The organism is Flavobacterium sp., from assembly GCF_036515215.1.
GTDB lineage: Bacteria > Bacteroidota > Bacteroidia > Flavobacteriales > Flavobacteriaceae > Flavobacterium.
In genome coordinates, this window is record NZ_DATBVQ010000033.1 from 27401 (window position 1) to 52296 (window position 24896).

At 38.0% G+C, this 24896-nt stretch carries 20 protein-coding genes and 1 tRNA gene; 7 read left to right on the forward strand and 14 right to left on the reverse strand.

What is annotated here, in order from left to right; all coding sequences use genetic code 11:
• Window positions 1-19 precede the first annotated feature (19 nt).
• From mutL to VIH09_RS02585, 4 genes are all read left to right on the forward strand, one after another.
• The gene (gene mutL, locus VIH09_RS02570; protein WP_331577570.1) at window positions 20-1870 is read left to right on the forward strand and encodes a DNA mismatch repair endonuclease MutL; all 1851 of its coding nucleotides are present in this window, start codon (window positions 20-22) and stop codon (window positions 1868-1870) included.
• Complete coding sequence (locus tag VIH09_RS02575; RefSeq protein ID WP_331577572.1) at window positions 1867-2616, forward strand: rhomboid family intramembrane serine protease; 750 nt, start codon at window positions 1867-1869, stop codon at window positions 2614-2616. Before mutL ends, VIH09_RS02575 begins: the two co-directional genes overlap by 4 nt.
• A gap of 44 nt (window positions 2617-2660) precedes the next feature.
• The gene (locus VIH09_RS02580) at window positions 2661-3524 is read left to right on the forward strand and encodes a rhomboid family intramembrane serine protease (RefSeq protein WP_331577574.1); all 864 of its coding nucleotides are present in this window, start codon (window positions 2661-2663) and stop codon (window positions 3522-3524) included.
• A 67-nt stretch (window positions 3525-3591) separates the two neighbouring features.
• Entirely contained in the window at window positions 3592-4638 is a 1047-nt protein-coding gene (locus tag VIH09_RS02585; protein ID WP_331577576.1) for an endonuclease/exonuclease/phosphatase family protein, read from the forward strand.
• Window positions 4639-4652: 14 nt separating this feature from the next.
• Here VIH09_RS02585 and VIH09_RS02590 read toward each other — a convergent pair whose 3' ends face one another.
• The 6 genes from VIH09_RS02590 to VIH09_RS02615 all read right to left on the reverse strand — a co-directional run bounded on the left by VIH09_RS02590 (window position 4653) and on the right by VIH09_RS02615 (window position 9983).
• Window positions 4653-5270: a WbqC family protein gene (locus tag VIH09_RS02590; protein ID WP_331577578.1), complete on the reverse strand. Its 618-nt coding sequence runs from the start codon at window positions 5268-5270 to the stop codon at window positions 4653-4655.
• Window positions 5271-5357: 87 nt separating this feature from the next.
• On the reverse strand, window positions 5358-6932 hold the full coding sequence (gene lepB, locus VIH09_RS02595; protein ID WP_331577580.1) for a signal peptidase I: 1575 nt from the start codon (window positions 6930-6932) through the stop codon (window positions 5358-5360).
• A 68-nt stretch (window positions 6933-7000) separates the two neighbouring features.
• The gene (gene dapB / locus VIH09_RS02600; protein ID WP_331577582.1) at window positions 7001-7702 is read right to left on the reverse strand and encodes a 4-hydroxy-tetrahydrodipicolinate reductase; all 702 of its coding nucleotides are present in this window, start codon (window positions 7700-7702) and stop codon (window positions 7001-7003) included.
• Between the two features lie 49 nt (window positions 7703-7751).
• Window positions 7752-8312: a DUF5683 domain-containing protein gene (locus tag VIH09_RS02605; protein ID WP_331577584.1), complete on the reverse strand. Its 561-nt coding sequence runs from the start codon at window positions 8310-8312 to the stop codon at window positions 7752-7754.
• Complete coding sequence (locus VIH09_RS02610) at window positions 8312-9211, reverse strand: ParB/RepB/Spo0J family partition protein (protein WP_331577586.1); 900 nt, start codon at window positions 9209-9211, stop codon at window positions 8312-8314. Before VIH09_RS02610 ends, VIH09_RS02605 begins: the two co-directional genes overlap by 1 nt.
• A gap of 4 nt (window positions 9212-9215) precedes the next feature.
• Entirely contained in the window at window positions 9216-9983 is a 768-nt protein-coding gene (locus VIH09_RS02615; RefSeq protein WP_331577588.1) for an AAA family ATPase, read from the reverse strand.
• Window positions 9984-10373: 390 nt separating this feature from the next.
• Here VIH09_RS02615 and VIH09_RS02620 point away from each other — a divergent pair.
• Both VIH09_RS02620 and trxB read left to right on the forward strand, forming a co-directional pair.
• Window positions 10374-10448: transfer RNA gene (locus VIH09_RS02620), tRNA-Pro, on the forward strand.
• A 132-nt stretch (window positions 10449-10580) separates the two neighbouring features.
• Window positions 10581-11528: a thioredoxin-disulfide reductase gene (gene trxB / locus VIH09_RS02625; protein WP_331577590.1), complete on the forward strand. Its 948-nt coding sequence runs from the start codon at window positions 10581-10583 to the stop codon at window positions 11526-11528.
• A 106-nt stretch (window positions 11529-11634) separates the two neighbouring features.
• Here trxB and VIH09_RS02630 read toward each other — a convergent pair whose 3' ends face one another.
• From VIH09_RS02630 to VIH09_RS02655, 6 genes are all read right to left on the reverse strand, one after another.
• Window positions 11635-12468: a GIN domain-containing protein gene (locus tag VIH09_RS02630; protein WP_331577592.1), complete on the reverse strand. Its 834-nt coding sequence runs from the start codon at window positions 12466-12468 to the stop codon at window positions 11635-11637.
• 99 nt (window positions 12469-12567) lie between these two features.
• Window positions 12568-14844, reverse strand: coding sequence for a M1 family metallopeptidase (locus VIH09_RS02635; protein WP_331577594.1), 2277 nt, complete (start codon window positions 14842-14844; stop codon window positions 12568-12570).
• A gap of 129 nt (window positions 14845-14973) precedes the next feature.
• Window positions 14974-15714 (reverse strand): head GIN domain-containing protein, encoded by a 741-nt coding sequence (locus VIH09_RS02640; RefSeq protein ID WP_331577596.1) that lies wholly within the window; start codon window positions 15712-15714, stop codon window positions 14974-14976.
• Window positions 15715-15716: 2 nt separating this feature from the next.
• Window positions 15717-17444 carry a PspC domain-containing protein gene (locus VIH09_RS02645; protein WP_331577598.1) on the reverse strand — a complete coding sequence of 576 codons (1728 nt, stop codon included), beginning with the start codon at window positions 17442-17444 and terminating at the stop codon, window positions 15717-15719.
• A 5-nt stretch (window positions 17445-17449) separates the two neighbouring features.
• The gene (locus VIH09_RS02650) at window positions 17450-17779 is read right to left on the reverse strand and encodes a PadR family transcriptional regulator (RefSeq protein WP_007136354.1); all 330 of its coding nucleotides are present in this window, start codon (window positions 17777-17779) and stop codon (window positions 17450-17452) included.
• Window positions 17780-17926: 147 nt separating this feature from the next.
• Window positions 17927-18382: a DUF4870 domain-containing protein gene (locus tag VIH09_RS02655; protein WP_331577603.1), complete on the reverse strand. Its 456-nt coding sequence runs from the start codon at window positions 18380-18382 to the stop codon at window positions 17927-17929.
• 195 nt (window positions 18383-18577) lie between these two features.
• On the opposite strand from VIH09_RS02655, the gene VIH09_RS02660 reads away from it, so the two are divergent.
• Window positions 18578-19030, forward strand: coding sequence for a DUF4442 domain-containing protein (locus tag VIH09_RS02660; RefSeq protein ID WP_331577605.1), 453 nt, complete (start codon window positions 18578-18580; stop codon window positions 19028-19030).
• 95 nt (window positions 19031-19125) lie between these two features.
• Here the strand turns inward: VIH09_RS02660 and VIH09_RS02665 are convergent, their stop codons facing one another.
• The gene (locus VIH09_RS02665; RefSeq protein WP_331577607.1) at window positions 19126-19410 is read right to left on the reverse strand and encodes a hypothetical protein; all 285 of its coding nucleotides are present in this window, start codon (window positions 19408-19410) and stop codon (window positions 19126-19128) included.
• Window positions 19411-19534: 124 nt separating this feature from the next.
• The coding region (locus VIH09_RS02670) for a LamG-like jellyroll fold domain-containing protein (RefSeq protein ID WP_331577609.1) at window positions 19535-24896 on the reverse strand (5362 nt) is incomplete at its 5' end.

Here is a 24896-nt window from a genome sequence, read left to right on the forward strand (position 1 = left end):
TTTAAATAAATTTCCTTTAATGTCGAGTATCATTCAATTGCTTCCTGATCATGTCGCTAACCAAATTGCTGCCGGGGAAGTCGTGCAAAGACCGGCTTCGGTCGTCAAGGAACTACTTGAAAATGCCGTCGATGCAGGGGCGACGGATATTAAATTGATTATTAAGGATGCCGGAAAAGCACTGGTTCAGGTTGTAGACAATGGTTTGGGAATGAGTGTTACTGATGCCCGTCTGTGTTTTGAGCGCCATGCGACCTCGAAAATACGCAAGGCGGAGGATTTGTTTTCTTTGCATACCAAAGGGTTTCGCGGCGAAGCGTTGGCTTCGATTGCAGCAATCGCCCATGTGGAAATGAAGAGCAAGCAAGATCAAGAAGAGCTGGGTACCCAAATCATCATCGAAGGAAGTAAGTTCGTGTCGCAAGAGGTCGCCGTTTTGCCAAAAGGAACCTCATTTGCGGTCAAGAATTTATTTTTTAATATTCCTGCGCGCCGCAACTTCTTAAAGTCAGATACGGTGGAATACCGCCATATAGTGGATGAGTTTCAGCGTGTGGCTCTGGCACATCCCAATATTTATTTTACTTTTTATCATAACGGCAGCGAAATGTTCAATTTGCCCGGCGCAACATTGAGACAGCGGATTGTCAATATATTTTCTGGAAAAACCAATCAAAAACTGGTGCCGGTGCAGGAAGAAACGGAAATAGTAAGCATTCAAGGTTTTGTCAGTAAACCTGAATTTGCCAAAAAAAACCGCGGAGAGCAGTTTTTCTTCGTTAACGACCGCTATATAAAAAGCGGTTATTTGCATCATGCGGTGATGGCGGCTTATGACGGCATTTTGAAAGACGGCGCACAGCCGAGTTATTTTTTATACCTGACTGTGCCGCCCAATACCATCGATATCAATATACACCCCACTAAAACGGAGATAAAGTTTGATGATGAGCATGCTTTATATGCCATTCTGAGAGCTTCAATTAAGCATAGTCTGGGTCAATTTAATGTGGCGCCCGTTTTGGACTTTGATAGGGATTCAAATCTGGACACCCCCTACCATTATAAAGATTTGGAAGGCGCTACGCCAACCATTCAGGTTGACGGCAGCTTTAACCCTTTTTCGGATGACAAAATTAATAAACACTATTCAGGGTATAAGAAGCCAGAGCGGACCGCAAATTGGGAAGGTTTATACGTTGGCTTGAAACAAGATTCTGAATTCAGTATAGGTACCGCTGATTTTTCGTTCGAGGACGAAGAGGTTACCGGTTCATTGTTCAATGATGGAGAAGTCGAGCAAACCGTTCACAGTGCTTATCAAATTCATAAAAAATACATCGTGTCTTCAATAAAATCAGGAATGGTTATTGTGGATCAACAGCGGGCGCATCAGCGGGTTTTGTATGAGCAATTTCTGATCAATATGACCGTGAATCAGGCGTCAAGCCAGCAATTGTTATTCCCTCTGGATTTGTTTTTTTCCTCTGTTGAAATGGAGCTTATCGAAGAACTGAAACTGTCGTTGGTCAACACCGGTTTCGTGTTTGAGGAAACAAAGACGGACCATATCGTTATTTCGGGAATTCCGGTGAATGTGACGGAGAGTGAAGTTTCATTGGTATTGGAACAATTATTGAGCGATTTGCAGGACGGCATTCCCGAGAGTAGTTTTAGTCAAAATGATACAATAGCAAAATCTATGGCCAAAAGTTTGGCCGTAAAAACAGGAACAGCTTTAACGGTGAAGGAGCAGGAGAACTTGGTAAATGGTCTTTTTGCCTGTAAAGACCCCAATGTTTCCCCTTTTCAGAAACCCACTTTCATCACCATGCGTGTGGAAGATTTAGATAAAAAATTCGCAATATGAGAAACGTAACCGAAACGGTAAAACAATTAATAATAGTTAATATCCTATTTTTTATAGGAACGCAAATAGTGGGAAATGGTGCTTACGCGCTACTGGCCATGTTTTTTCCTGAAAACCCAGATTTTCAGTATTGGCAACCGATCACCCATATGTTCATGCATGGCGGATACATGCATATCTTTTTCAACATGTTTGCTTTGTATTCTTTTGGTTCCGCTTTAGAAAGTATTTGGGGCAGCAAGAAGTTTCTGTTCTTTTATATCTCATGTGGTTTAGGTGCTGCCCTACTTCATACGGGAATCAATTATTATTATTTTCAGGAGGGAATGAATACGTTAATTGATCAAGGTTTTTCAAGAACAGAAGTTTTATCTGTTTTAAATGGGAAAGGGAGTAATGAAATTGTACCTATCTTAAATAGTCCTGGTTTTCAAAATTTTATAAGTGCTTATCAGGGAACTGTAGTTGGAGCTTCAGGCGCTATTTATGGGATTATTGTCGCTTTTGCGTTCATGTTTCCTAATGCTGAATTGGCTTTAATGTTTATTCCCGTTCCAATTAAAGCTAAATATTTCGTTCCAGGATTGGTTCTGGTAGATTTATATTTAGGTGTTTCTGGTCAATCCATTTTTGGAAGTGGTGGTCCTGGAATTGCCCATTTTGCTCATGTAGGTGGGGCGTTATTTGGTTTTTTGATCATGTGGTACTGGAAAAAAAATCAGTTCAATGATAACCGTTGGAATTAAATACGATAATAAATACATTTGGAATGAAATTCTAAACTCAAAACATGAATATTTTAGACGACTTAAAATTACAGTACAAATTAGGAGGGATAACCAATAAGTTAATCTATTGGAATGTCGCTTGTTTTTTGGTTTCATTGTTGTTTTTCTATGAATTTAGTGCCGGGTCGTTCAATTTTCCAACATGGATCGCTTTGTCTACGGAGCCTTCTAATTTTATTCTAAAACCTTGGACTTTCTTGACCTATTCATTTTTTCACGATGGGTTTTGGCATTTGCTTTTTAATATGGTGGTCCTCAATTTTTCCAGCTCATTGTTTTTGACTTTTTTCACAGAAAAACAATTATTAGGTTTGTATATTTTGAGCGCCATTTTTGCGGGTATTGCATTTGTGACGGGGTATTTTATTTTAAATTTGAGCGCGTCAATCGTTGGTGCCTCGGCGGCAATTATGGGAGTATTAGTGGCGGTGACGACTTATCAGCCTCTGATGAATGTGCGACTGCTGCTTATCGGGAATGTGAAATTATGGCACATTTCTGCAGTAATTCTTATACTTGATTTGATGCAATTTCGTTTGGATAATACCGGCGGGCATATTTCACATTTATCGGGCGCCTTGTTTGGGTTTATCTATATCAAATTGTTGCAAAATGGCACCGATCTGAGTAAAGTTATATCGGTGATTACCGCTTTTTTTGCGAGTTCATTTAAGAAGCAGGCGTCGACACCTTTCAAAAAAGTGCATAAAAATTATAGCAGACCAGTAGAAAAAAGAGCTTCTAAAATTGTAACAAAAGACAAAGCACAGCAACAAATTGACGAAATATTAGATAAAATAAGCAAATCCGGTTACGATAGTTTGACCAAAGAAGAAAAAGAATTTTTGTTCAAAGCCGGAAAATAGAGGTTTCCGATCGATTTCGAAAATTTAAGTAGATGCACCTTAGTAGTTTAAATGAATAAAAAACAATATGAAAAACCTTTCATGGTTCAATAGAGGAATGTTTAGTTTAAACGTTCTTCTTATAATAGTTACGTTTATTGCTTATGTCTTGCCTTTTTTGGCGCCAAAAATATTTCCTATATTATCTGTACTGACGCTTTTCATGCCGTTGTTTTTTCTTTTGAACGTTTTGTTTTTTTTGTATTGGACCATTCAATTTAAGAAACGGATGATTTTATCGGGTTTGGTACTTTTGATGGGAATTACTTTCATCAACAAATTTTATAAATTTTCGGCTAAAGATTATCCCAAGGATGATAAAGATTTTACTGTAATGAGCTATAATGTACGCCTATTCAATTTGTTTAAATGGTTGGACAAAGAGGATGTGCCCGGAGAAATTCTTGATTTTATCAATGACAAAAATCCCGATATTTTATGCATTCAGGAATTTTCTTCGTCAGCCGATATTGACTTAAAATTATATCGCCATAAATACATTTTGATGGAGGGGAATAAGATTAGGACAGGACAGGCTATTTTTTCTAAGTTCCCAATTATTAGTCAAGGAAATATAGTGTTTCCTAATTCCAACAACAATGTTATCTATGCCGACATAAAAAAAGGAAAGGACATCATAAGGGTGTATAATATGCACTTGCAGTCTATAAAGATCACTCCGGACGTCAACGAGATATCCGAGAACATCAATGTGATTGACCAAGACAAATCCCAAATGATGCTGATTAGAATTAGTAAGGCTTTTAAGCAACAGCAGCAACAGGCCGAGATTTTCAAGGAGCATGAAAAAAAATGTGAGTACCCGATAATCATTTGCGGGGACATGAATAACAGTGCTTTTTCTTATGTGTACAGAAATATAAAAGGGACCCTTAAAGACAGTTTTGAAGAAGCCGGAAAGGGATTTGGTGAGACTTATAAATTCAAGTATTATCCAACAAGAATTGACTATATTTTTGCGGATGAAAAGATGACTGTCAAAAAGTTTGAAAGCTTTTCTGACTTCGAAAACTCTGATCACTATCCCATCATGGCCAAAATGTCATTAGATTAACAATTTTTACAGAGTCAAAGGGCTTGGGTTCTTAGATAATCGACCGTGAATTTTCCTTCGTTGAAAAGCAGATCGAGAACGCTAAGGTTGTTTAGAAAGCCATGCTTGTCGTCAAATACTTGTTTGTATTTTTCAAATGAGGAAGAGTCTTTTTTTCCATCGGCCAAAAATCTAAAATCTGCAAAAAGAGTGGGATCGACATCTTGTATGTATTCGGTCGTTTTGGTGTAATCTAATTTTATGCGTAAACATCTGGATACGATGTCTAAAGTTTCAAAATTTAGATCCATTAGGAACTTGTGTTTTTTTTCAAAAAATGGACGAATGTCGTCTTCAAAGAATTCAAAAAAAGGAGAACTTCTGTAAGCCGTTTCCAATGATTTAAAATGCTGTTTCTGCCAATCAAAATCAAAATCTATCTGAATGTCCTTAGTTTTTTGGTGAATTCCTTTCGAGTGCTTAATCGGGATATTCAAAAGCTGAATGCCGTTTGGGCTATAAATGTAAGTCCTGTTGCGATTGGTTTGTTTCTGGAAATTATCCTCTACCTCAAAGGTAATTTTTTCTGCCTGAACCATGGCTGCAAAGTGGCTGATGGAAGGGAAGTAGGTGGGATGGAGTAAAATGTCCATAGCTGTCTAAAGTTTTTAAAGTCATAAGGTCAAAAGTCATAAATTCGTCCTAGTGGACTTTATGACTTTCGACTTTCAAACTTGTGACTAATTTTTTTTCTCTTTCCTTTTCTTCCAGAAATATTCTCCAATGAAGAATGCTGCCAAAGCGATCAGAAAGTATTTGAAATAAGATTGTGGCTGTCCTTCGCCGCTTACGGTTGTGAAAACCCTATCCCAACGAACTTTGTTCAATCCCTTTCCGTTAGTGTCCCAACTCATCCATATGAATACCGGTTTTCCTACGATGTGATTTTCAGGTACATATCCCCAGTAACGGCTATCTTCAGAATTGTGACGGTTGTCTCCCATCATCCAGTAATAATTTTGTTTAAAGGTGTAGTTTTTTACGACTTCACCATTTAATCTGATTTCATTTCCGGTCACTTTTAGGTCGTTTTTTTCACCTTTATCATTGGTTTCATAATCGGTGATTATCCTTTTGTAAAATGGCAACGATTCAGTCGTAAGGGCTACGGTTTTCCCTTTTTGAGGAATGTATACAGGTCCGAAATTATCTCTATTCCATTTGTTTATGTTGGGAAATATGCCTTCTTCGGGCCCTTCTGATATTTCTTGCGTTACTGCCGTAATTCCAGGCACGTTTTTCAATCTCGCTGCTCCCGCGGCTGTCAAAGCTCTAAAAAGCAAAGTGTCCCTTGTGTCATTATTTTTAAAGTATACCTGGTCAGTAATATCAAGATCCTTTAATAAATATTCAAAATCGATCGGGGTTTTCCCATCAATTGCAACTGTATAAGAAAATTGAGGTTTAGCCCTTTCCGGCAATTGCAACACTTTGCCGTCTATGTATACGAGTCCGTCCTTGATGGACAGGCTGTCTCCCGGAACACCAACGCATCGTTTTACATAATTGGATTTTTTGTCGATAGGTTTGATTACGCCTGGCGTGCCTTTTGGCTCGAAAAAATAATGTACGGTATCTACGGGCCAGTTAAAGACCACTATATCCGTACGTTTTATGGCTTCCAAGGCAGGCAATCTTAAATAAGGCAATTGAGGCCAGCTAAGATAGGATTTGGTTTTAATAATTGGAATTGAATCATGTACCATTGGCAAGGCAATAGTTGTCATGGGAACCCTGGCGCCATAATTGATTTTGCTTACGAACAGGAAATCACCAATCAACAATGATTTTTCTAATGAAGAAGTTGGGATGGTGTACGGTTGTACAAAATAGGTATGGACTAATGTAGCGACTATGATCGCAAAAAGTAGTGAGCTCACCGTGCTAGCCGCTTTATTTTCAGAATTCAAGCTTCTGTCTGTTACGTAATTTAATTTTTGGGTGTAATTGACATAATAAATATACAATCCAAATGTAGCGATTGCCAAGAAAGTGTCTAAATTGGATTTTTTTCCAAAACTCCTCAAGGTTTCTACCCAAATAACCGGAAACATAATCAGGTTAATGATTGGGATAAATAGCAAAATCGTCCACCAAGTAGGACGACCAATAATTTTCATCAGCAGAATGGCATTGTAAACCGGTACGGCCGCTTCCCATGCTTTTCTACCCGCAGCCACATATAATTTCCAGGTTCCCAAAAAGTGAACTATTTGCACGAATAAGAAAAACACAAACCATTGATATAGTGTCATAATTTTTTGATTAGGTTTTAAAGTTTAAGGTATCCTAATTGGAAGTCTTCCCTAAAACAGAAAAAAGTTTATTTTAAATTTAATACGTCTTTCATTGTGAATACACCGTGTTTGCCGATGATCCATTCTGCTGCAATAACGGCACCTAGTGCAAAACCTTCTCGGTTGTGTGCGGTATGTTTTATTTCTATAGCATCAACTGCTGAATTGTATGTTACCGTATGAGTTCCTGGAACAGTTCCGATTCTTTTGGTTTCGATATGGATTTCAGTCCCCTTAGGGTTATCCAATGTCCAATTGGTGAAGTTGCTGTTTTCTATTATTCCTTTGGCCAATGAAATGGCTGTGCCACTTGGCGCATCCAGTTTTTGGGTATGATGAATTTCTTCCATCTCAACGCTATAGCTGTCTAGTTTAGACATCATTTTAGCAAGGTACTCGTTAAGTTCAAAGAAAATGTTGACTCCTAAACTAAAGTTGGAGCTGGAGATGAATGCCCCATTTTTTTCTGCGCATAAAGCGACCATTTCGTCAAAATGTTCTAGCCATCCGGTTGTTCCTGAAATTACCGGAACGTGAGCATTGAAACAGTTAGAGATGTTATTTACGGCAGCTGTTGGAATACTGAAGTCAATGGCAACGTCTGCATCTGAAAGGCCTTCGTAGGTGTTGTTTTCGTCTTTTTTCAAAACGATTTCATGACCTCTTTCCAGCGCAATTCTCTCGATTACCTGGCCCATTTTTCCGTATCCTAAAAGCGCAATTTTCATTTCTTTTGTTTTTTTATTTTCGGTTCAATTTACCTTTTTGGGTATGAGATTAGAAATTGTAATTAAACGTTAGACCCACATTTGTTTTTAATGTTACATCATTTGGGTAAATAACGGGTTTTACTGATAAGTTTTCGTCAACATTAAACTGCAATAGTGCCGCGTCTACATTGGCGTCTATAATGTTTAGGGCATAAAAGGCAACGATAAATAAAGCAGACAGATCGCGGTTACGTTGGTAGAATTTTTGCCCTGCAATTAAACGAGTATTATCAAGATAGGTATAGTCATCATCAAAATAGCCCTCTAACCTACGTTTATAGGCATCTCTATAATTATGGTACTTTTTATTGTTATCCAAATAAAAATATAAGCTAGTACCTATAGCGCCATATACAATTGGTATTTTCCAGTATTTTTTATTGTAAGCTTGTCCCAAACCAGGCAATACTGCGGAGTAAAAAGCAGCTTTTGCGGGTGTTAAAGGATCTATGTCATCGGTCTTTACGGTGTCTTTTGCCACCAAAACGGTATCGGTTTTTGCTTGGGCTAAAACAGCTGTATTTCCTAAAATTAAAAGGAATATCCCTATGGAAATAATTTTATTCACTATCCCTTTATTAATTCGATGATTCTTTTTAAGTCTTCTTCAGACTGAAATGGAATTGTAATTTTTCCTTTGCCATTTCCGGCAACTTTTACGTCCACTTTGTTTCCAAAATAATTAGAAAAGGCTTTTTTGTGTGATTCGTCAATTTCAAAAGAGGTCAACTTTGTCTTAGTGGCAGGTTTAGGTTTTAGGCTATCGTGATAGTTTTTCACCAGAGCCTCCGTATCGCGGACGGACAGGTTCTGACTTACAATTTTTTGATAGATATCTGTTTGAATATCCAGATCTTCGATGTTGATAATTGCCCTACCGTGGCCCATACTTATGAAACCGTCTCGGATACCGGTTTGAATAATCGGGTCCAATTTTAGGAGCCTCAAGTAATTAGCAATAGTAGAACGTTTTTTACCAACACGTTCGCTCATTTGTTCTTGAGTCAATTGAATTTCGTCAATCAAACGTTGGTACGAAAGCGCAATCTCAATGGGATCCAAATCATGGCGTTGAATGTTTTCAACCAATGCCATAACCAATGATTCATTGTCGTTTGCGATGCGAATATAGGCGGGAACTGTAGTTAATCCCACTAAAGTGGATGCGCGCAAACGACGCTCACCCGAGATCAACTGGTATTTATTGAAGTCTAGTTTTCGTACTGTAATCGGTTGGATTACCCCTAATTCCTTGATGGAAGTAGCCAATTCTCTCAACGATTCTTCATTGAAATTACTTCTAGGTTGAAACGGATTTATTTCAATCGCATCAATTTCAAGCTCAATAATGTTTCCTACAACCTTATCGGCATTTTTATCGTCTACGGATTTTATATCGTTTTCCGGATCTTTTAATAATGCAGATAACCCTCTTCCTAAGGCTTGTTTTTTTATTGCTTTTGCCATAAAACTATTTACTGTTTTTCTTTATAACTTCTTGGGCCAAATGCAAGTAATTAGCAGCCCCTTTGCTTGTCGCGTCATAGTTTATGATGCTTTCTCCAAAGCTTGGAGCTTCGCTCAACTTCACGTTCCTTTGAATAATGGTATCAAAAACCATGTCGTTAAAGTGTTTTTGAACCTCTTCGACAACTTGGTTTGATAATCGTAATCTAGAGTCGAACATCGTCAGTAGCAACCCTTCAATATCTAAATCCGGATTATGGATTTTTTGAATGCTTTTTATCGTATTTAATAGTTTACCTAATCCTTCAAGCGCAAAATATTCACACTGGATAGGTATAATAACTGAATCTGCGGCAGTCAGCGCATTTAATGTCAATAGCCCAAGTGATGGAGCGCAATCAATGATGATAAAATCATATTCATCTTTGATACTCTCTAATGCTTGCTTAAGCATATACTCCCTATTTTCTTTATCGACCAATTCGATTTCGATTGCGACAAGGTCAATATGTGAGGGGATTACGTCTACATTAGGGGCAGAACATTTTATGATAGCTTCCGCCGGCGTATTGCTGTGCTCTAGAATTTGATAAGTTCCGATTTCAACATTATCCACGTCAATTCCTAAACCAGAGCTTGCATTAGCCTGTGGGTCAGCGTCTATCAGTAATACTTTTTTTTCTAAAACTCCTAAAGAAGCGGCTAGATTTACTGATGTTGTAGTCTTTCCAACTCCTCCTTTTTGATTAGCAATCGCAATGATTTTGCCCATTTATTTTATAAATTTTGAACCGTAAAAATACAATTATTTATGGTTTCTAAAAATCTATTTTGTTAACATTTGTTAAAGCTTGATTAGTTGCCAATTGACTCTTCGGCTTTTTTTGCTCCTTCTTCATTTTAGCGAGCTATTGCAGCCGTTCTTTTGCTTTTTCTGTGTGTGAATGATTTTCTTGATAGATAAATGAATCTATTTCTTCGTCTGAGATTACTTTTTTCAACCATGAAGTACCTTGGCATGAGAATCATGTTAGAAAGTAAAATTGTTTTTTGGAATAAACGGAGCTTATTTTCTCTGGTTTTTTGGAGGCAATAAATATATTTCTTATTTCTAAAATAGTTTTGGAGAAGCAAAAAATAGTTATATATTTGCAACCGCTTTCGGGGTGTAGCGTAGCTCGGTTATCGCGCCTGCTTTGGGAGCAGGAGGCCGCAGGTTCGAATCCTGCCACCCCGACTAAAAATCCTTTCTGTCTTGACAGAAGGGATTTTTTTTTATTGGGGAATAACTAAAATTGATTATTCAAGTTCTATAATCAATCAATTATAACTTATTTTTGTTCTTTTAAAATTATAATATAATCTTATTATGTCTGACACAATCGAAAAAATTAAATGCCTTATTATAGGGTCTGGCCCAGCAGGTTATACTGCGGCAATTTATGCAGCCAGAGCAAACATGAATCCTGTTTTGTACCAAGGAATCCAACCTGGAGGACAATTAACCACAACTAATGAAGTCGAAAATTTCCCAGGCTATGTTGATGGTGTTACTGGCCCTGAGATGATGGTTCAATTACAAGCTCAAGCGCAACGTTTTGGTACGGACGTACGTGATGGTTGGGCTACCAAAGTTGATTTTTCGGGTGATATTCATAAAGTTTGGATTAATGATACAATCGAATTGCACTGTGAAACGGTGATTATTTCAACTGGTGCAACGGCTAAATACTTAGGTTTGCCTTCGGAGCAACATTATTTGAAAATGGGCGGTGGAGTTTCTGCCTGTGCTGTTTGCGACGGTTTTTTCTACAGAAACCAAGAAGTGGTAATAGTAGGAGCCGGCGATTCAGCTTGTGAGGAAGCGCATTATTTATCTAAGCTTTGTAAAAAAGTAACGATGTTAGTGAGAAGCGAAAAATTCCGCGCTTCAAAAATCATGGAAGAGCGCGTTCGTAAAACGGAGAATATTACTATTTTGATGAACCATGATACTGTAGAAGTTTTGGGTGACGAACAAGTGGTTACGGGCGTAAAAGCACTTAACAAAACTACTGATGAAACCTTTGAGATTGAAGCGACAGGTTTCTTCGTAGCAATCGGCCACAAACCAAATACGGATATTTTTAAAGATTTTATTTCATTAGACGAAACCGGATATATTGTAAATGTAGCGGGTACTTCGCAAACTAATGTTGGCGGCGTTTTTGTAGCCGGTGATGCTGCGGATCATGTATACCGTCAAGCAATTACCGCTGCGGGTACGGGATGTATGGCTGCTTTGGATGCCGAGAGATATTTGGCTGCCAAAGAATAACTTGAATTATAATGTTTCAACATATAAAAAGTCCCGATTTTTACAAATCGGGACTTTTTGCTTTGAGTATTAATTCTGGTCTGTACTAAAATGTAGATAGGCTCTCCTATTTTGTTTTCTTAATTAATTTGGCCTCATCCGCAAATTTTTGCATTTCTATTTTTGGGTCGCCGTAAAGTTCAATTTCCGATTTGCCCGAAGCAACAATGATGATTTTGGTTTGCGCATTGACGGAGCAATCAGAACTTCCTTCGACAGTTACTTCGATGTTCTTTACGGTCAGATTATTTGCTGTTAAGCGGGAGTTGCTGTCGATTCTCAACACTGCATCATTGGCGGTTCCTTCTATTCTGGCTTCTGATTTTTGATATAAATCGCAGGTCAGTTCTTGTGTTGTAATCAAGGATTTCAATTCGGCACTATTGCTTAATTCAATTTTAGCCTTAGCGGATTTTAAATTTAGCTCTGTTTTTGATTTGTCATCGCCCTGCAAATGAAAATTCTTTGTGTTTACATTCAAATAAAGTTTAGAGAAATCTAGGGCTTTAAATGTAACTGTATCCATTTGTACCTCTTGTATCGCATTAACCGTAGTTTCGTTTTTTGCCGTTACCATTTTTAAATCATTGGTATATGTAACCTTTACGATAAGTTTATTGTATTTTGTTGCTTCTTTAGATGTATAAATACGGAGATTGTTCGCCTTTAAGTCAAGTTGTATGATATCATGAAGATTATCATCCGCTTCAATTTTTATCCCAGGCTTTTCTCCTTTTTCCAAATATACTTCCAGATTGTCTTCCACTTCGATGGCGTTGAATTGTCCAATCTCCCTTTGCTCAATGGTTACGTTTTTTGAACCTTTTATTTTTTGTTTTTTTTGCGAAAAAGCAACTGTGGTAATAATTAGGAGTAGGAGTAGTGTCGTGTATCTTTTCATTGCTGTTTTAAATTATGGTTTTTACAAATGTAAAAAAATCATCCGCTTTTGAGGGATGATTTTTAATATTAAAGAGTAATTTCTGAGGACTACTATTTCTTATGCTCTAGTGAATAAAAAATCTTTGCCTCTCATTTTTAAAGTAAACTCATTTTTTGTTTCATTAAATTGAAGTTCGACACCCGCTTGTTCAGCGGCAAATTTATCTTTTCCTGTTGACTCAAAGGAAAGGGCTGGTCCTTGCCCTTCTTCTGGGGTACCCACAAGAGTACCGTTGTCTTCTTTAAACGTAATTTTTATTGGAATTTCTTTACTGGCAAAAAGCCCTAAATAGCTGTCCAAAATAACCGCTTTTTCCAGCTCGCTTTTGTCTGAACTCCAAACATTGTTTGTCGTATTTACATCTGGGAGGGCATGATCTGGGTCTAAAGTGATTGTCTCAATTTCCTCGGTAGAATTATTCTTAAATGCCCAAGAAGTATTGCGTTGCCAAATTTCCACAGGAAGTTGGACACGGCTCACGGTACCGCTTTTGGTTTTAATTTCAAGAACAACGGGCATAGCCATTTTTTCTAAATTTTCGATTGTAATAATAGCGCCCAATTTAGGATCATTTTTAAGATACTTCACTTTTGTGATCCCTTGGTCCAAGCGCCAATTGTTTACAAACCAAGACCTCCAAAACCAGTTCAAGTCTTCCCCGGAAACATTCTCCATTGTTCTGAAAAAGTCATCTGGTGTTGGGTGTTTGAAAGCCCATCTTTCGGTATATACTCTAAAAGCTTTGTCAAAACGTTCTTTACCGAGTACTTGCTCACGAAGCATAATAAGTCCTGAAGCGGGTTTCTCGTACGCTAACAATCCTAGATTTCTTTCTCTCATTCCATCAGGGGCAGTCATAATTGGCTCTAATTCGGGATTAGTTAACACCTCAGACATTCTTTGCATATTTCTTGGTCGAGATTTGTACTCGCCATCGTTAAAGTCAACGGAACTCAACGAATTGATAAAGGTATTGAAACCTTCGTCCATCCAGGCAAACAATCGTTCGTTTGAACCTACAATCATTGGAAACCAAGCATGACCAAATTCATGGTCTGTGACCTGCCATAAATCATCGCCTTTAGATTTCCAGTCACAAAAAACGATTCCCGGATATTCCATTCCGCCTTCATTTCCAGCTACATTTGTTGCGGATTGATATGGGTATTCAAACCAGCGCTTAGAGTAATTTTCAATAGATGATTTAGTGTATTCGGTTGCACGGCCCCAAGCCTCTTGTCCTGAACTTTCAATAGGGTATGCAGATATTGCCAATGATTTCTTGTGACTTGGCAAATTAATTTTCGCAGCGTCAACAATAAACGCTGGCGAAGAGGCCCATGAAATGTCGCGCGCATTTTTTATTTTGAAATGCCAGTTCAAAGTGGATTTTCCCGTTGGTCTTGATGAAGCATTTGTGACTTCTTCGGCCGACCGAATAACAACAGTATTGTCGCTTTTAGAAGCAGCATTCCAACGCTTTTGTTGTTCGACTGTATATACCTCTGAAGGATTTAGTAGTTCTCCGGAGGAAACTACGATATGATTAGCCGGAGCGGTAATGGTCACATCGAAATCGCCGTATTCAAGGTAAAATTCGCCAGCGCCTAAATAGGGTAAGGTATTCCATCCTTTGACATCGTCATAAACACACATTCTTGGATACCATTGTGCCATGGTAAATATTTTGCCGTTTTTTGTTTCTAAAACGCCCATTCTGTCTGAACCGAAATCTGGTGAGATAAAGGAAAACTCAATTTTAAGTTTTACCGTTGCACCGTTTGGATTCAAATCCTGCGGAAGAAAAACCTGCATTCGGGTATCCGTAACAACAAATTCGGCCTCTTTTTCAACAGTTCTGCCTTTTTGGGTAGTGAGCACTTTTATGGATTTTATTTTATGCCCGCCATCAAAAACTTGTCCCTTGTCTCCATTACGGCTGCCCGTTACAGGAATTACCGCTTCTCCACGAGAATTGTTTTTGAACAAATTCTGATCAACATTCAGCCATAAAAAGGAAATCTTGTCTGGGCTATTGTTCGTGTAAGTCAAAATTTCAGACCCAATAATCTCATTGGAATGTTCATTCAATGTAGCCGTTAATTGATAATCAGCTCTGTTTTGCCAGTATTTTGCGCCTGGTTGGCCACTAGCACTATGAGTATCGGTTCCGTTTTTTGAATAAAAATTGGGGCCAAAAGCATCGTGATAGTTGTACTTTGATATTTCTTTACTCGTTGATTGGGCCGTAGCGGGTTTCTCTTGAGCTTGCAAAGTCGTAACTCCGATAAGCAAGGCCACAAGAGAGGTGGCTTTGAAGAAATTGTTTTTCATGATTTGATTGATTGATTGATTGATTGATTGATTGATTGATTTTATTTTAAATCGAATTATTGATTACTTAATTCGATTTTGAATTTAAAAAAGAACAGCCCGATAAGGGATGCTCTTTCGTTATTTTAATTATTCTCTGTCAATACTACCTCCAGAACTGGATTTTTTTTCTATCGAATGGGGGGTATTATTGTAAGAAATGGAACTGCCGCTGGAAGCTGTGGCTTTTAAACTTACGATTGGATGAACTTGTATTGATGAGCCGCTTGAGGATTTTGCAGTCACTTCATTCGCCAGTAATTTGTACCCATCAATATTGCTCCCGCTTGAGGCAACGGCATCAAGATGCAACGCTAAACCTTCTACGGTGATGGTACTGCCGCTGCTTGATTTGCAATTAACCTCGTCTGATTCTATTTTTACATTGATATTGGCGGCACTAGAAGCCCTCAGGCTGATGTTTTCGCCTTTCAAAGTATTTGCGCTGGTAATTGATGAAGCACTCGAAGCTCTTAGATCTTCAATTATTGGCATTCTCACTGTAACTTTTTTCGATTCAATATTAATAAAATGATTGTAGTCGGAGGTGATAATAAGGACTCCGTTATCTACTTTTGTCGTGATGCTATTTTGTAAATTATCATCGGCCTCTACAATGATTTCCGTTTTGTCGGCTTGCTCAACAACCAGATCAATACCGTTGCTTACTTCAATACTTTTAAAGTCTTCCTCTACAGTTCTATTTTCGGTCGTAACCTGACCGCTACCTCTTATCGATTTTGAATTGACGGAATAGTTACAGGATGCAAACAATAATGCGCTTAATGCAACCAGTATGAATTTTGTGATGATTGTGATGATTTTTAGCATGACTATTTAGTTTTGATGATGATACCGTCTTTATTTATTTTCAGCTCTTTGATATCATTGTTATTACTTATTGTAGTGTCATTTGTAATTGAAATGCCATTTTCATTGATAGTTACTGCAGTTTGCTCGTCTTCGTCATTGTCAGCATCATTATAGTCATTTTCGTCGGCTGGACAATCCAGGCATTGTACATTGCTTTCTGTCATTTTGTACAGGTACTTGTCTGAACTGTAGTGCAAGTTGAAGAATTCATCATCGGATCGGTCGTAGTTTTGCACGCTAGAATCGGCTTTGAACAAAGTTCCTTCAGGCAAGAATAAAGTAATTTCAATTTCTTGATCTCTGAATTTGTTTTTCAAATCAGTCAATAGGTAATTGTCTAGTATTAATTGATTTCCAACAATTTTATAACTGTATTTAATTTGTTCTGCACGCCTTTTGGCTTCAGATAGCGATTTTCCCTTGGCCTCTTTTTCAATTTGGATATAAGGAATTTTTTCGTCCGTTCTTTTTATTTCAAATCGAACTTCATTTGAATAGATGACGTCCGTATTCGTAGAGTCTTGGGTGATTTTGAAATCATTTCGATCCTCAACATTTTTGGCGTAATAGTCATTGTGTTTGAATTTGATGAGCAGGGTATCTGTTGGCTGCAGTACGATATTCTCTTTTTGTACAATCCTTCCGTCAACCGCAAAAGCTGATGCTTGTTTTATTCCGATTGAAATTGCCAGTGCGACAGCTATTATCCAAAGGGCAAGCAATGTGTATTTGGCAATGTTTCCTATTGACTTCATGTTTGGAGCCAGTAATTTAAAGCCCAATAATGTTAGAAAAAAGAATGGAATTCCTATCGCAAAGAACATCAGTAAACCGAAAGACCAAATAGGATAGTCAGTGAAGTTTCCCGCCTCGATAAAACCTTGCCATGGCAAATCAATGAAAGAGGATGAACCTAATGTGAAAACGCCGATTAATAATAGGATCAGTATCGATAATCCGGTCATAATCAAAATCACGCCTAGAAATTTGGTAAAAACTTTGAAAACGGTCATGATAAAATCACCTAATGAACTTCCAAATTTTCCGGCACCAGATTTTATTTGGTTACCATATTTGTCATAATCGACATTCTTTATTCTGTCAGAAACGTTCTCAAATTCTTCCCGAACTTTTTTTTCGATGTTCGAAATGTTTACCGGCTCCCCGGTCATTTCTAGTTTCTCCGATGTTGTTATGGCTTCCGGAGTCACAATCCAAAGGATTATGTAAGCAAGAATACCGGTTCCAAATCCGGCGAAAACTAATAATATTAGTACGATTCTGATCCAAACGGCATCAACGCCAAAATAATGTCCCAGCCCGGCGGCAACACCACCAATCATTCCTTTTTCTTTATCTCTGTACAGTTTTTTTGTTCTTCTGCTTGAGTTGTCGCTATATGCTTGTGACTTATTATTGTCTTCTTCAATGATGTAGTCTTCGGGTTGTCCCATGACAGTAATCACTTCATCGACATCTTTCAAACCTACGACATGCTTTTCGCTTTTTTGTTTCTCGTTTAATAATTCCGAAACACGCATTTCGATATCCTTGATGATTTCATCTTGTCCAGATGAATTGGATAAAGAACGTTTGATCGCGTCAAAATAGCGCGTTAGTTTTTGGTATGCATCTTCATCTATATGAAAGAACATGCCGCCTAAGTTTATATTTACAGTTTTGTTCATGACTTTTATTTTTGGTTTGTTATTAGGTTTACGGCATCAGACAATTCAGTCCAGGTGCCATTTAGTTCGTTTAAAAAAGTTTGTCCTATTTCAGTAAGACCATAATATTTTCTTGGCGGTCCTGATGTTGATTCTTCCCAACGGTAGCTTAGCAATCCGTCATTTTTTAGTCGAGTTAGCAGTGGGTAAATGGTGCCCTCTACTACGAGTAATTTTGCGTTTTTTAAAGTGTCCAATATTTCCGATGTGTATGCGTCTTTTTCTTTTAAAACAGATAGGATGCAAAATTCGAGAACACCTTTACGCATCTGTGCTTTTGTGTTTTCAATGTTCATAATTTCATTTTTGTTTTGTGATTAAACTGTTCATTTTTTGATTGATTTTTGATGATTATTTTTAGAAGCTATTCCTGCTTTTCGCTCTATCTTTTCCTGCCTAAAGAAGCCAGTAAAAGGATGCCGCTTCCATCAGGGCTAGGCTCATTATTTTATAAATGGAATAGTGATGGGGTATTTAAATCGTTCACCGTTTGACGTTTTTATTGCTGCATAAATGATTAAAAAGAATTCGGCTATTTTCAAACAGCCAAAAATAATAACAGCCATTATTCCGATTGTCAGTAAACCAAAGCTGTTGTCAAAATTAAAGTTATTGATAACAAAACTCTCGTCGTGGATTAAGGCTTCAAAGGGTACGTTATTGAAAATGGTGATAATGAAAATGGGAACCGCTATCGCGATAAGTACTAACGAATACAATAACAAACTCAACTGAAAATTAAGGGCTTGTTTGCCGTTGTAATCCACAAATTCCGATTTGTCTTTTTTTGAAGACCAAATAAGTATTGGAAAGATATAATTTCCAAAAGGGAAAAAATATTGGGTTAACGTGCTTAAGTGAATAAAGGTGGCTGCATTTTTTTCGCTGATTGTTTCCATTTTTTTTGAATTTGATTGATGATTGAAAAACCAAAACTAATTTCGATTAGCTTACATAGTAATTTCTTATGCAAATATATGTCCAAAAGACAGTATCTTGTATCGCATAGTACCAAATATTAACATTTTTTTAACAAAATAATTTAATATGTACGCATAGTATTTTTTCGTATATTAGCAAAAAAACCAGCAATAATGATTGTTACAGCGTCTAAACTCAATAAATTCCTATTTTTCAAATTGCCCTCTGCATTTTTATGTGGGGTAAGGGTAAAGGAAATAGATGATAGTAAATGTGTAGTGTCAGTGAAGCACAGTTGGATTAATAAAAACCCGTTCAACTCCATGTATTTTGCTGTTCAAGCAATGGCAGCCGAACTGTCAACCGGGGCATTGGTAATAAATCAAATTCAAAAAAGCGGTAAAAAGATTTCCATGTTGGTTGCCAATAATAAAGGGAACTTTACAAAAAAGGCGACCGGAAGAATAACTTTTACTTGCAATGACGGTCATTTAATAGAACGCGCCATACAGCAAACCATTGCCACTGGTGAAGGGCAGACGTTCTGGATGAAGTCCATTGGAACTGACGAAAAGGGTGATCAGGTGTCCGAAATGGATTTTGAGTGGAGTGTAAGGGTAAAATAAATAAAGTTAGATTGCAACGCTGTTTGTAGTTTAACCAGAATTAGATAAAAAAAAACGCCGTTAATTTTAGCGGCGTTCTTTTTTATTAAAATGGATTATGCTTTCTTCAAACAGCATTTTTTTCCTTCGGCTGTGGCCATTTTTTCATCACATTTTTTTCCTTCATTCTGAGCCATCGTTGCCTCGCATTTTTTGCCTTCTGCTTTACATTTTGCCTGACATTTTGTTACTTCAGCAGCGGTCATCGTTTTTTCATCAGAAGCTTTTGCAGCGCAGCACGATTCTTTTTTAGCTTTTTCTTGTACAACAGGCTTGGCTTCTTGTGCGGCGGCATTTAATGTAAATAACCCAAACGCCACAATTGTAATTATCTTTTTCATATTTTTTAGTTTAAAATCTTTATCAAATATAAATAAAAATCAACTGGATTTTACTTAAATTAATGTTACTTTTTAAATTATGTACTGTAGTTAAAAGCTATTATTCGAGAAGGATTTTTTCGGTTTATTGAATGATTATTTTTTTACTGAAATCTCCTTCAGTCGTCTTGAGTTTCACAATGTAGACTCCTGAATGTACATTTTTAATTGGAATTTGAATGTTAGTCTGTGTTTGCTCTTTAACGTCCCAATTAGAAATATTTTGCCCCAATATATTAAACAGATATACTTTATTCACCGTTCCGTCTATAAGGTTGTTTTCTATATTCAGGATTTTATCAGTATTTTTAAAGTACACTATAAGGCCATCGGGTAAATTAAAATCGTCAACATTTAGGGTTTTATCCGTAAACCTGAGAGAGAATCGGTTGTTGTATTCTCCAATAGCCAGTGAAAGTGGGAAATCATTACTTTTAATGTCATGATAAATTCCCGTTACGTTGTCATGCACATAAATTTGAAGGCTTTCTGGTATATTTTCTAAAGCATCTATTTTTATGGTGGATTTACCTTGATTTTGCACAACAACTCCGAAAGGAATTATTTGGTCAACACTGAAATTAGGTACCGCTTGAATCACAAGCTGGAGATCACCTAATTCCCAATACATGTCATTAGCGTTCGTGTCAAACATCTGTGCGTCATAACCAATATCAAATTGACTCGTGCTATTGCTGTCAGCTCCAGCCAGTAATTGACGGTGAGCACCCACAGCAGAATCAAAACCCAATCTGATTTTTAGGCGACTATCTCCCGTTGTCTTTGCATTTTTAGAACCGCTTGATTTCATAAACAAAGAAGTCACAGGAGCTTCTCTGACAAATACACGTTGACTATTTTTAAAGAGTATTTTACCGCCTTCAACCGTTGCGGTTGTCCCCGATATGGCAGGAGTTAGAGCGAGATCACCATCAACAAAGAAACCTTGACCCACAGGGATATAGCGTCCAGGCGTTTTTAATCCGCTTACGCCGTCATTTAATGTCAGTGAACTGTTGTTGATGCCCGGAACTCCTCCCGTTAAAGTATAGGTTGCATAACCACCCTCATACTGAGCCAAATTATGATTGTTTGACAAACCAAAATGATCCCAGAAATAGAGTGCGCCATTAAAGACGTTTTTACCTTCCGCATTTCTGCCCGCCAAATTGTCCTTGATGAATTCGTTGGCATCAATAGCGGATGGATAGGGGTTTCCAACTAAATAGGTCTGAATCGGAGCCATGTTTAATGTGATCGTTCCAGAATTGGGTTTTCCTATAAAAACGTAATTTTGTGTCGCATCAATCGCAGCTTTACCGCCAGTGCCCTTCATCGTGAATCCCTCACCAACTTTTAATAATCCAAAGCTTTGGATAAAATTCCATTGAAAGTAATTTTGCCAATCCGAATTGGAATCAGGCGTTTGGGAATTGTAGGACCATATCCAGCGGTTACTGGTTTTTATGGGAGTTTCCAAATCACCATCAGCGTAAAAAGCGCTACCTCCAAAATTGATAACTTTCGGAGCGGCAGAATTTGTGCCGTCCCTTAAAATGCCCGCGATGGAGTGCGGTGTGTTATTAATGACCGTTTGAATTGTACTTACAGGAGAAGACCAATAATTGTAATTGAAGCTGTTCTTTTTACCTTGCTGGTCGCGCTCGATGTATCCCGAACTTGTTTCATGAAGAATACTTTCGCTGAATTGGGTGGTGGTAAAGTTGCCGTTTGTATCGTAGGTGCCCCACCTTTTTTCCACCAGTTGTGATTCGCCAACCAGATCAATATTACCGTCTAATTTTAAATAGTGAGTAATGAATAAGCCCTGACCGTCATTTTTTTCAATCGGATTTGTTACTGTGGGATCAGCTATTGTCAATTTGCCGGCTGTTGAAATTAAACCCAATAAGGTAATGTCCTTATCGCCAGAATTAATGTTGTGACTTGTTTGTACAATATTCCAGTCAATCTTGGTTCCAAATATGGTGCTGTTTGGAGTATACCAAACTACCGGTTGTGCCCATGTGTTATTGCTACTCCATTGACCGTCATTAGCTGATTTGTATGGTAAGGGTGCTGTTTCTGGTTGTGCAGAATAAATATTTCTTAACCTGCCATCAAGGCTACCTTTATAAGGAGATAAATATCCACAATTCACCGTCATACGATAATAGCCATCTAAATTGGACCAAAGTAACTTATCATCGTCAGTGCCATTTTGTGCTAAATCAGGACCGTGAATTTTTATAGGTATTATTTCTCCCATCACATCATCACCGCCGTCCAGTTTTATTTCTTGATTCATCATTTGGCGTATATGTTCAATATTTAATGCCTTGTTCCAAATTCGCAATTCATCTATCCAGCCATGGTAATAGTTAATAGGTTTATTAGGGGCGTTATTAGCCTGGTCCATTGCTCCTAACATGCATTGCATGCTGTTTTTGGTAGGGGCAGTTCCATTTGCATTTGCTTTTTCAACACCATCCAGATATAATTTGTAGGTGCTGCCATTAAAAGTCACTGCTATATGATGCCATGTTGTTGCGTCTATGGCAGTAGTTGATATGTAACTAGTTGCGCCCCAATGAAATTCAACGGAACCCCCATTCAATCTCAAATCATATCCAGAAGCTAAATCATTGGCATCGCGTTTAGATAGTAGGGCCTGTGTCCCTGCCAGGTCGCCCGCTTTTACCCACATCTCTATACTAAAAGGTGCTTCTCGGTCATAGTTATCTTTAAAGGTGATGTAGTCATTTATGCCGTCGAAATCAATTTGATCGCAACTGTTTATAATTACGTCTACAGTGCTAACACATCCATTAACAGTCCATGCCAGTTTATATGTTCCAGGCTTTCCTGTAAAAGTTGCGTTTGGATCATTTATGTCAGAAAAGGTAGTGGTTCCGGTACATGCAACAGGCGCAGAAGCTACACTCCAAGTACCGATTTTACCAGTTGGGGGATAATCAGGAGACATAGGAGCTATGTTAGGAACTTTATAATTATTATTGTAAACGCCTTTGTCATAGTTTTCTTGAGCCGTAAGGGTGTTATCGTAAGCAGACAAGTTTACCGTGTCTTCACCACATTCACCAATAATAGGGGCTATGTTTTTTCCCGCATAAGCTAAGGTGGCGTCTATTTTGATGAATTCAGTACCTTTTATATCATTACTTCTGCAGCCATTAATTAATGAAGTTGCGCCATAATTTTGAATTCCTGGAGTCACAGGTTTTATGGCGACCGTTGAACCTGTAGCTACAACCACACCGTAATCATCTGTCCATTCTATCACTTCATTAATAGGCTTGTTTGGGATTTGAATATTATCAATCGCCCATGCACTATTTGCCGTACCATAATAAGTGAAACGAATTCTTAAATTTGTTAAACCAATATATTCTTGTAGGTCAATTGATACATGATTATTATTAACTAGAGCACCACCTAAAGGGCCTTTAATACAACCGTAAGCTGAAGTAAAACTATTACTACTTGGCCCCGTGTAATCATAAGCTGCACCTGGATCAAGTTCAACACTGTAAGTTGTTCCGCCATCAGTTGAAATTTCTATTTTTATCCAAGCGCCAGCTTCAAGATAGTAGGCTTGATCAAATTCTAATTGCATCGTGGTTAATCCGAGGGTGCTAAAAATTGGAGTCTCTAATGTAGATTTAGGGGTAATAAGGTGCTGATCGTTTGGTTTGTCTACATATTGAGGAATTCCAGCAACAATAGCAAATTTCATGTCATTACTATCATAACAACGACCGTTATATGCGGTCGGGCCATTGGTTTCCTTCCAATAGGTGTTCTTACCATTATCACCCCCAGCGGACATTTCGGCTTCGCCATCTACTTTCCATCCTAATTGATCAAGATTAGCAGTATTAAACAGACCACCTTGGTTTACGGCTGAACCAACACCAAATTCACTTTCTACGACTACTGATACTGAAGTCCCCAAACAAATGGTATTAGATGCGGTACCATTAATAATGTTAGGTGGTATATCTGGCGGAATAACGGTTATAATTGCAATCGGTGAGAATCCTTCACAATCACCAACATTTATTACAACTCTTACAAGGGTTGTAACTTGAACATCCATAACGGTATAGGTATTAGTGGTATTAGTTGTGCCAGTTATTGTCGCCCAAGTCACCCCGCCATTGGTAGAATATTCCCAGCGGTTTATTTTATCATTTAGTGAAGGATCGATACCCGTCAATGATAGAGTTACATCCTGCTGTATGGTATTTCCATCAATATCTACTGGGCAAGCCGTTATTTCAATAACATCGGCGGCATCAGCAGCTGTTTTCGTTTGTACATTATAACCTGTAAACGTTCCGCTATTAATAATAGGAGCGTCTACCCTAATTTTAGTGGCGCATGTATCAGAATTGCCTTGACTGTCGGTAACCGTTAGTATTACAGTATTAACACCAACGTCATTACAACCAAACGTGTACTTATTAAGACTAAGTGTTATTGTTCCGCAATTATCGGTAGAACCATTGTTTATTTGACTGGCTAAAATAGTTGCTTGTCCTGTAACTCCATCTAAAGTAACAACAAGAATATTGTCACCAATACATCTGGCTATAGGTTTTATTCCATCGTTAACGGTTATCGTTTGAGTGACATTTATGCTATTTCCTGCATTATCAGTCACCTTATAAATTCTAGTTACTGTTACCGGACAAGATCCGGAAGAACTGTCACTTACCCATGCAACCACCGGATTGGCAGTGCAATTATCGGTTTCATTGATAACCAATGTAATATCTGGTGGCGGTGCTGATCCTGATGCTACAATTGGAGCAGGGTTTGGGGCTGTAGGGTTTTCATTGTCAACCACAGTAATGGTAAAACTACAAGAAGTTTTATTTCCTGCTGCATCGGTTACTTCAAATGTATTGATAGTGGTTCCCACTGGAAAAGTTGCACCGGAAGCAAGTCCTGCTGTTTTAGTAACGGTTGTACCGGAACAATTATCAGTTCCAACAGGAGTAGTATAGGTTACTGCTGCTCCACAAGTTCCAGGAGTGTTGTTTACAGAAATATTAGCTGGACAAGTGATTACTGGAACCTGATTATCTGATACTGTTACTATAAAGCTGCAAGTAACAGCAGTAGTAACGCCATCCGTTGCAGACCAAGTTACGGTAGTTATTCCTTTATTGAAAACCACTCCTGTCAGGCTTGTTCCTGTTCCAGAAGTAGCCCCGCTTAAAGCGTAAGTCAAAGAAGTTACTGCACAGTTATCGGTAGCTGTGGCATTAAATTCTGCACCAACAGCGGTGTAGGTACAAGCCCCTGTGTTTACATTTTTGTTTGTAGCTATTGGACAAGTGATTACTGGAACCTGATTATCCGATACTGTTACTGTAAAGCTGCAAGTAACAGCAGTAGTAACGCCATCCGTTGCAGAC

Bases quoted from the DNA above. Each gene is read 5' to 3' on its own strand.
- mutL (WP_331577570.1), top strand. From the start codon at position 20: ATGTCGAGTATCATTCAATTGCTTCCTGATCATGTCGCTAACCAAATT.
- VIH09_RS02575 (WP_331577572.1), top strand. From the start codon at position 1,867: ATGAGAAACGTAACCGAAACGGTAAAACAATTAATAATAGTTAATATC.
- VIH09_RS02580 (WP_331577574.1), top strand. From the start codon at position 2,661: ATGAATATTTTAGACGACTTAAAATTACAGTACAAATTAGGAGGGATA.
- VIH09_RS02585 (WP_331577576.1), top strand. From the start codon at position 3,592: ATGAAAAACCTTTCATGGTTCAATAGAGGAATGTTTAGTTTAAACGTT.
- VIH09_RS02590 (WP_331577578.1), bottom strand. From the start codon at position 5,270: ATGGACATTTTACTCCATCCCACCTACTTCCCTTCCATCAGCCACTTT.
- lepB (WP_331577580.1), bottom strand. From the start codon at position 6,932: ATGACACTATATCAATGGTTTGTGTTTTTCTTATTCGTGCAAATAGTT.
- dapB (WP_331577582.1), bottom strand. From the start codon at position 7,702: ATGAAAATTGCGCTTTTAGGATACGGAAAAATGGGCCAGGTAATCGAG.
- VIH09_RS02610 (WP_331577586.1), bottom strand. From the start codon at position 9,211: ATGGCAAAAGCAATAAAAAAACAAGCCTTAGGAAGAGGGTTATCTGCA.
- VIH09_RS02615 (WP_331577588.1), bottom strand. From the start codon at position 9,983: ATGGGCAAAATCATTGCGATTGCTAATCAAAAAGGAGGAGTTGGAAAG.
- trxB (WP_331577590.1), top strand. From the start codon at position 10,581: ATGTCTGACACAATCGAAAAAATTAAATGCCTTATTATAGGGTCTGGC.
- VIH09_RS02630 (WP_331577592.1), bottom strand. From the start codon at position 12,468: ATGAAAAGATACACGACACTACTCCTACTCCTAATTATTACCACAGTT.
- VIH09_RS02635 (WP_331577594.1), bottom strand. From the start codon at position 14,844: ATGAAAAACAATTTCTTCAAAGCCACCTCTCTTGTGGCCTTGCTTATC.
- VIH09_RS02640 (WP_331577596.1), bottom strand. From the start codon at position 15,714: ATGCTAAAAATCATCACAATCATCACAAAATTCATACTGGTTGCATTA.
- VIH09_RS02645 (WP_331577598.1), bottom strand. From the start codon at position 17,444: ATGAACAAAACTGTAAATATAAACTTAGGCGGCATGTTCTTTCATATA.
- VIH09_RS02650 (WP_007136354.1), bottom strand. From the start codon at position 17,779: ATGAACATTGAAAACACAAAAGCACAGATGCGTAAAGGTGTTCTCGAA.
- VIH09_RS02655 (WP_331577603.1), bottom strand. From the start codon at position 18,382: ATGGAAACAATCAGCGAAAAAAATGCAGCCACCTTTATTCACTTAAGC.
- VIH09_RS02660 (WP_331577605.1), top strand. From the start codon at position 18,578: ATGATTGTTACAGCGTCTAAACTCAATAAATTCCTATTTTTCAAATTG.
- VIH09_RS02665 (WP_331577607.1), bottom strand. From the start codon at position 19,410: ATGAAAAAGATAATTACAATTGTGGCGTTTGGGTTATTTACATTAAAT.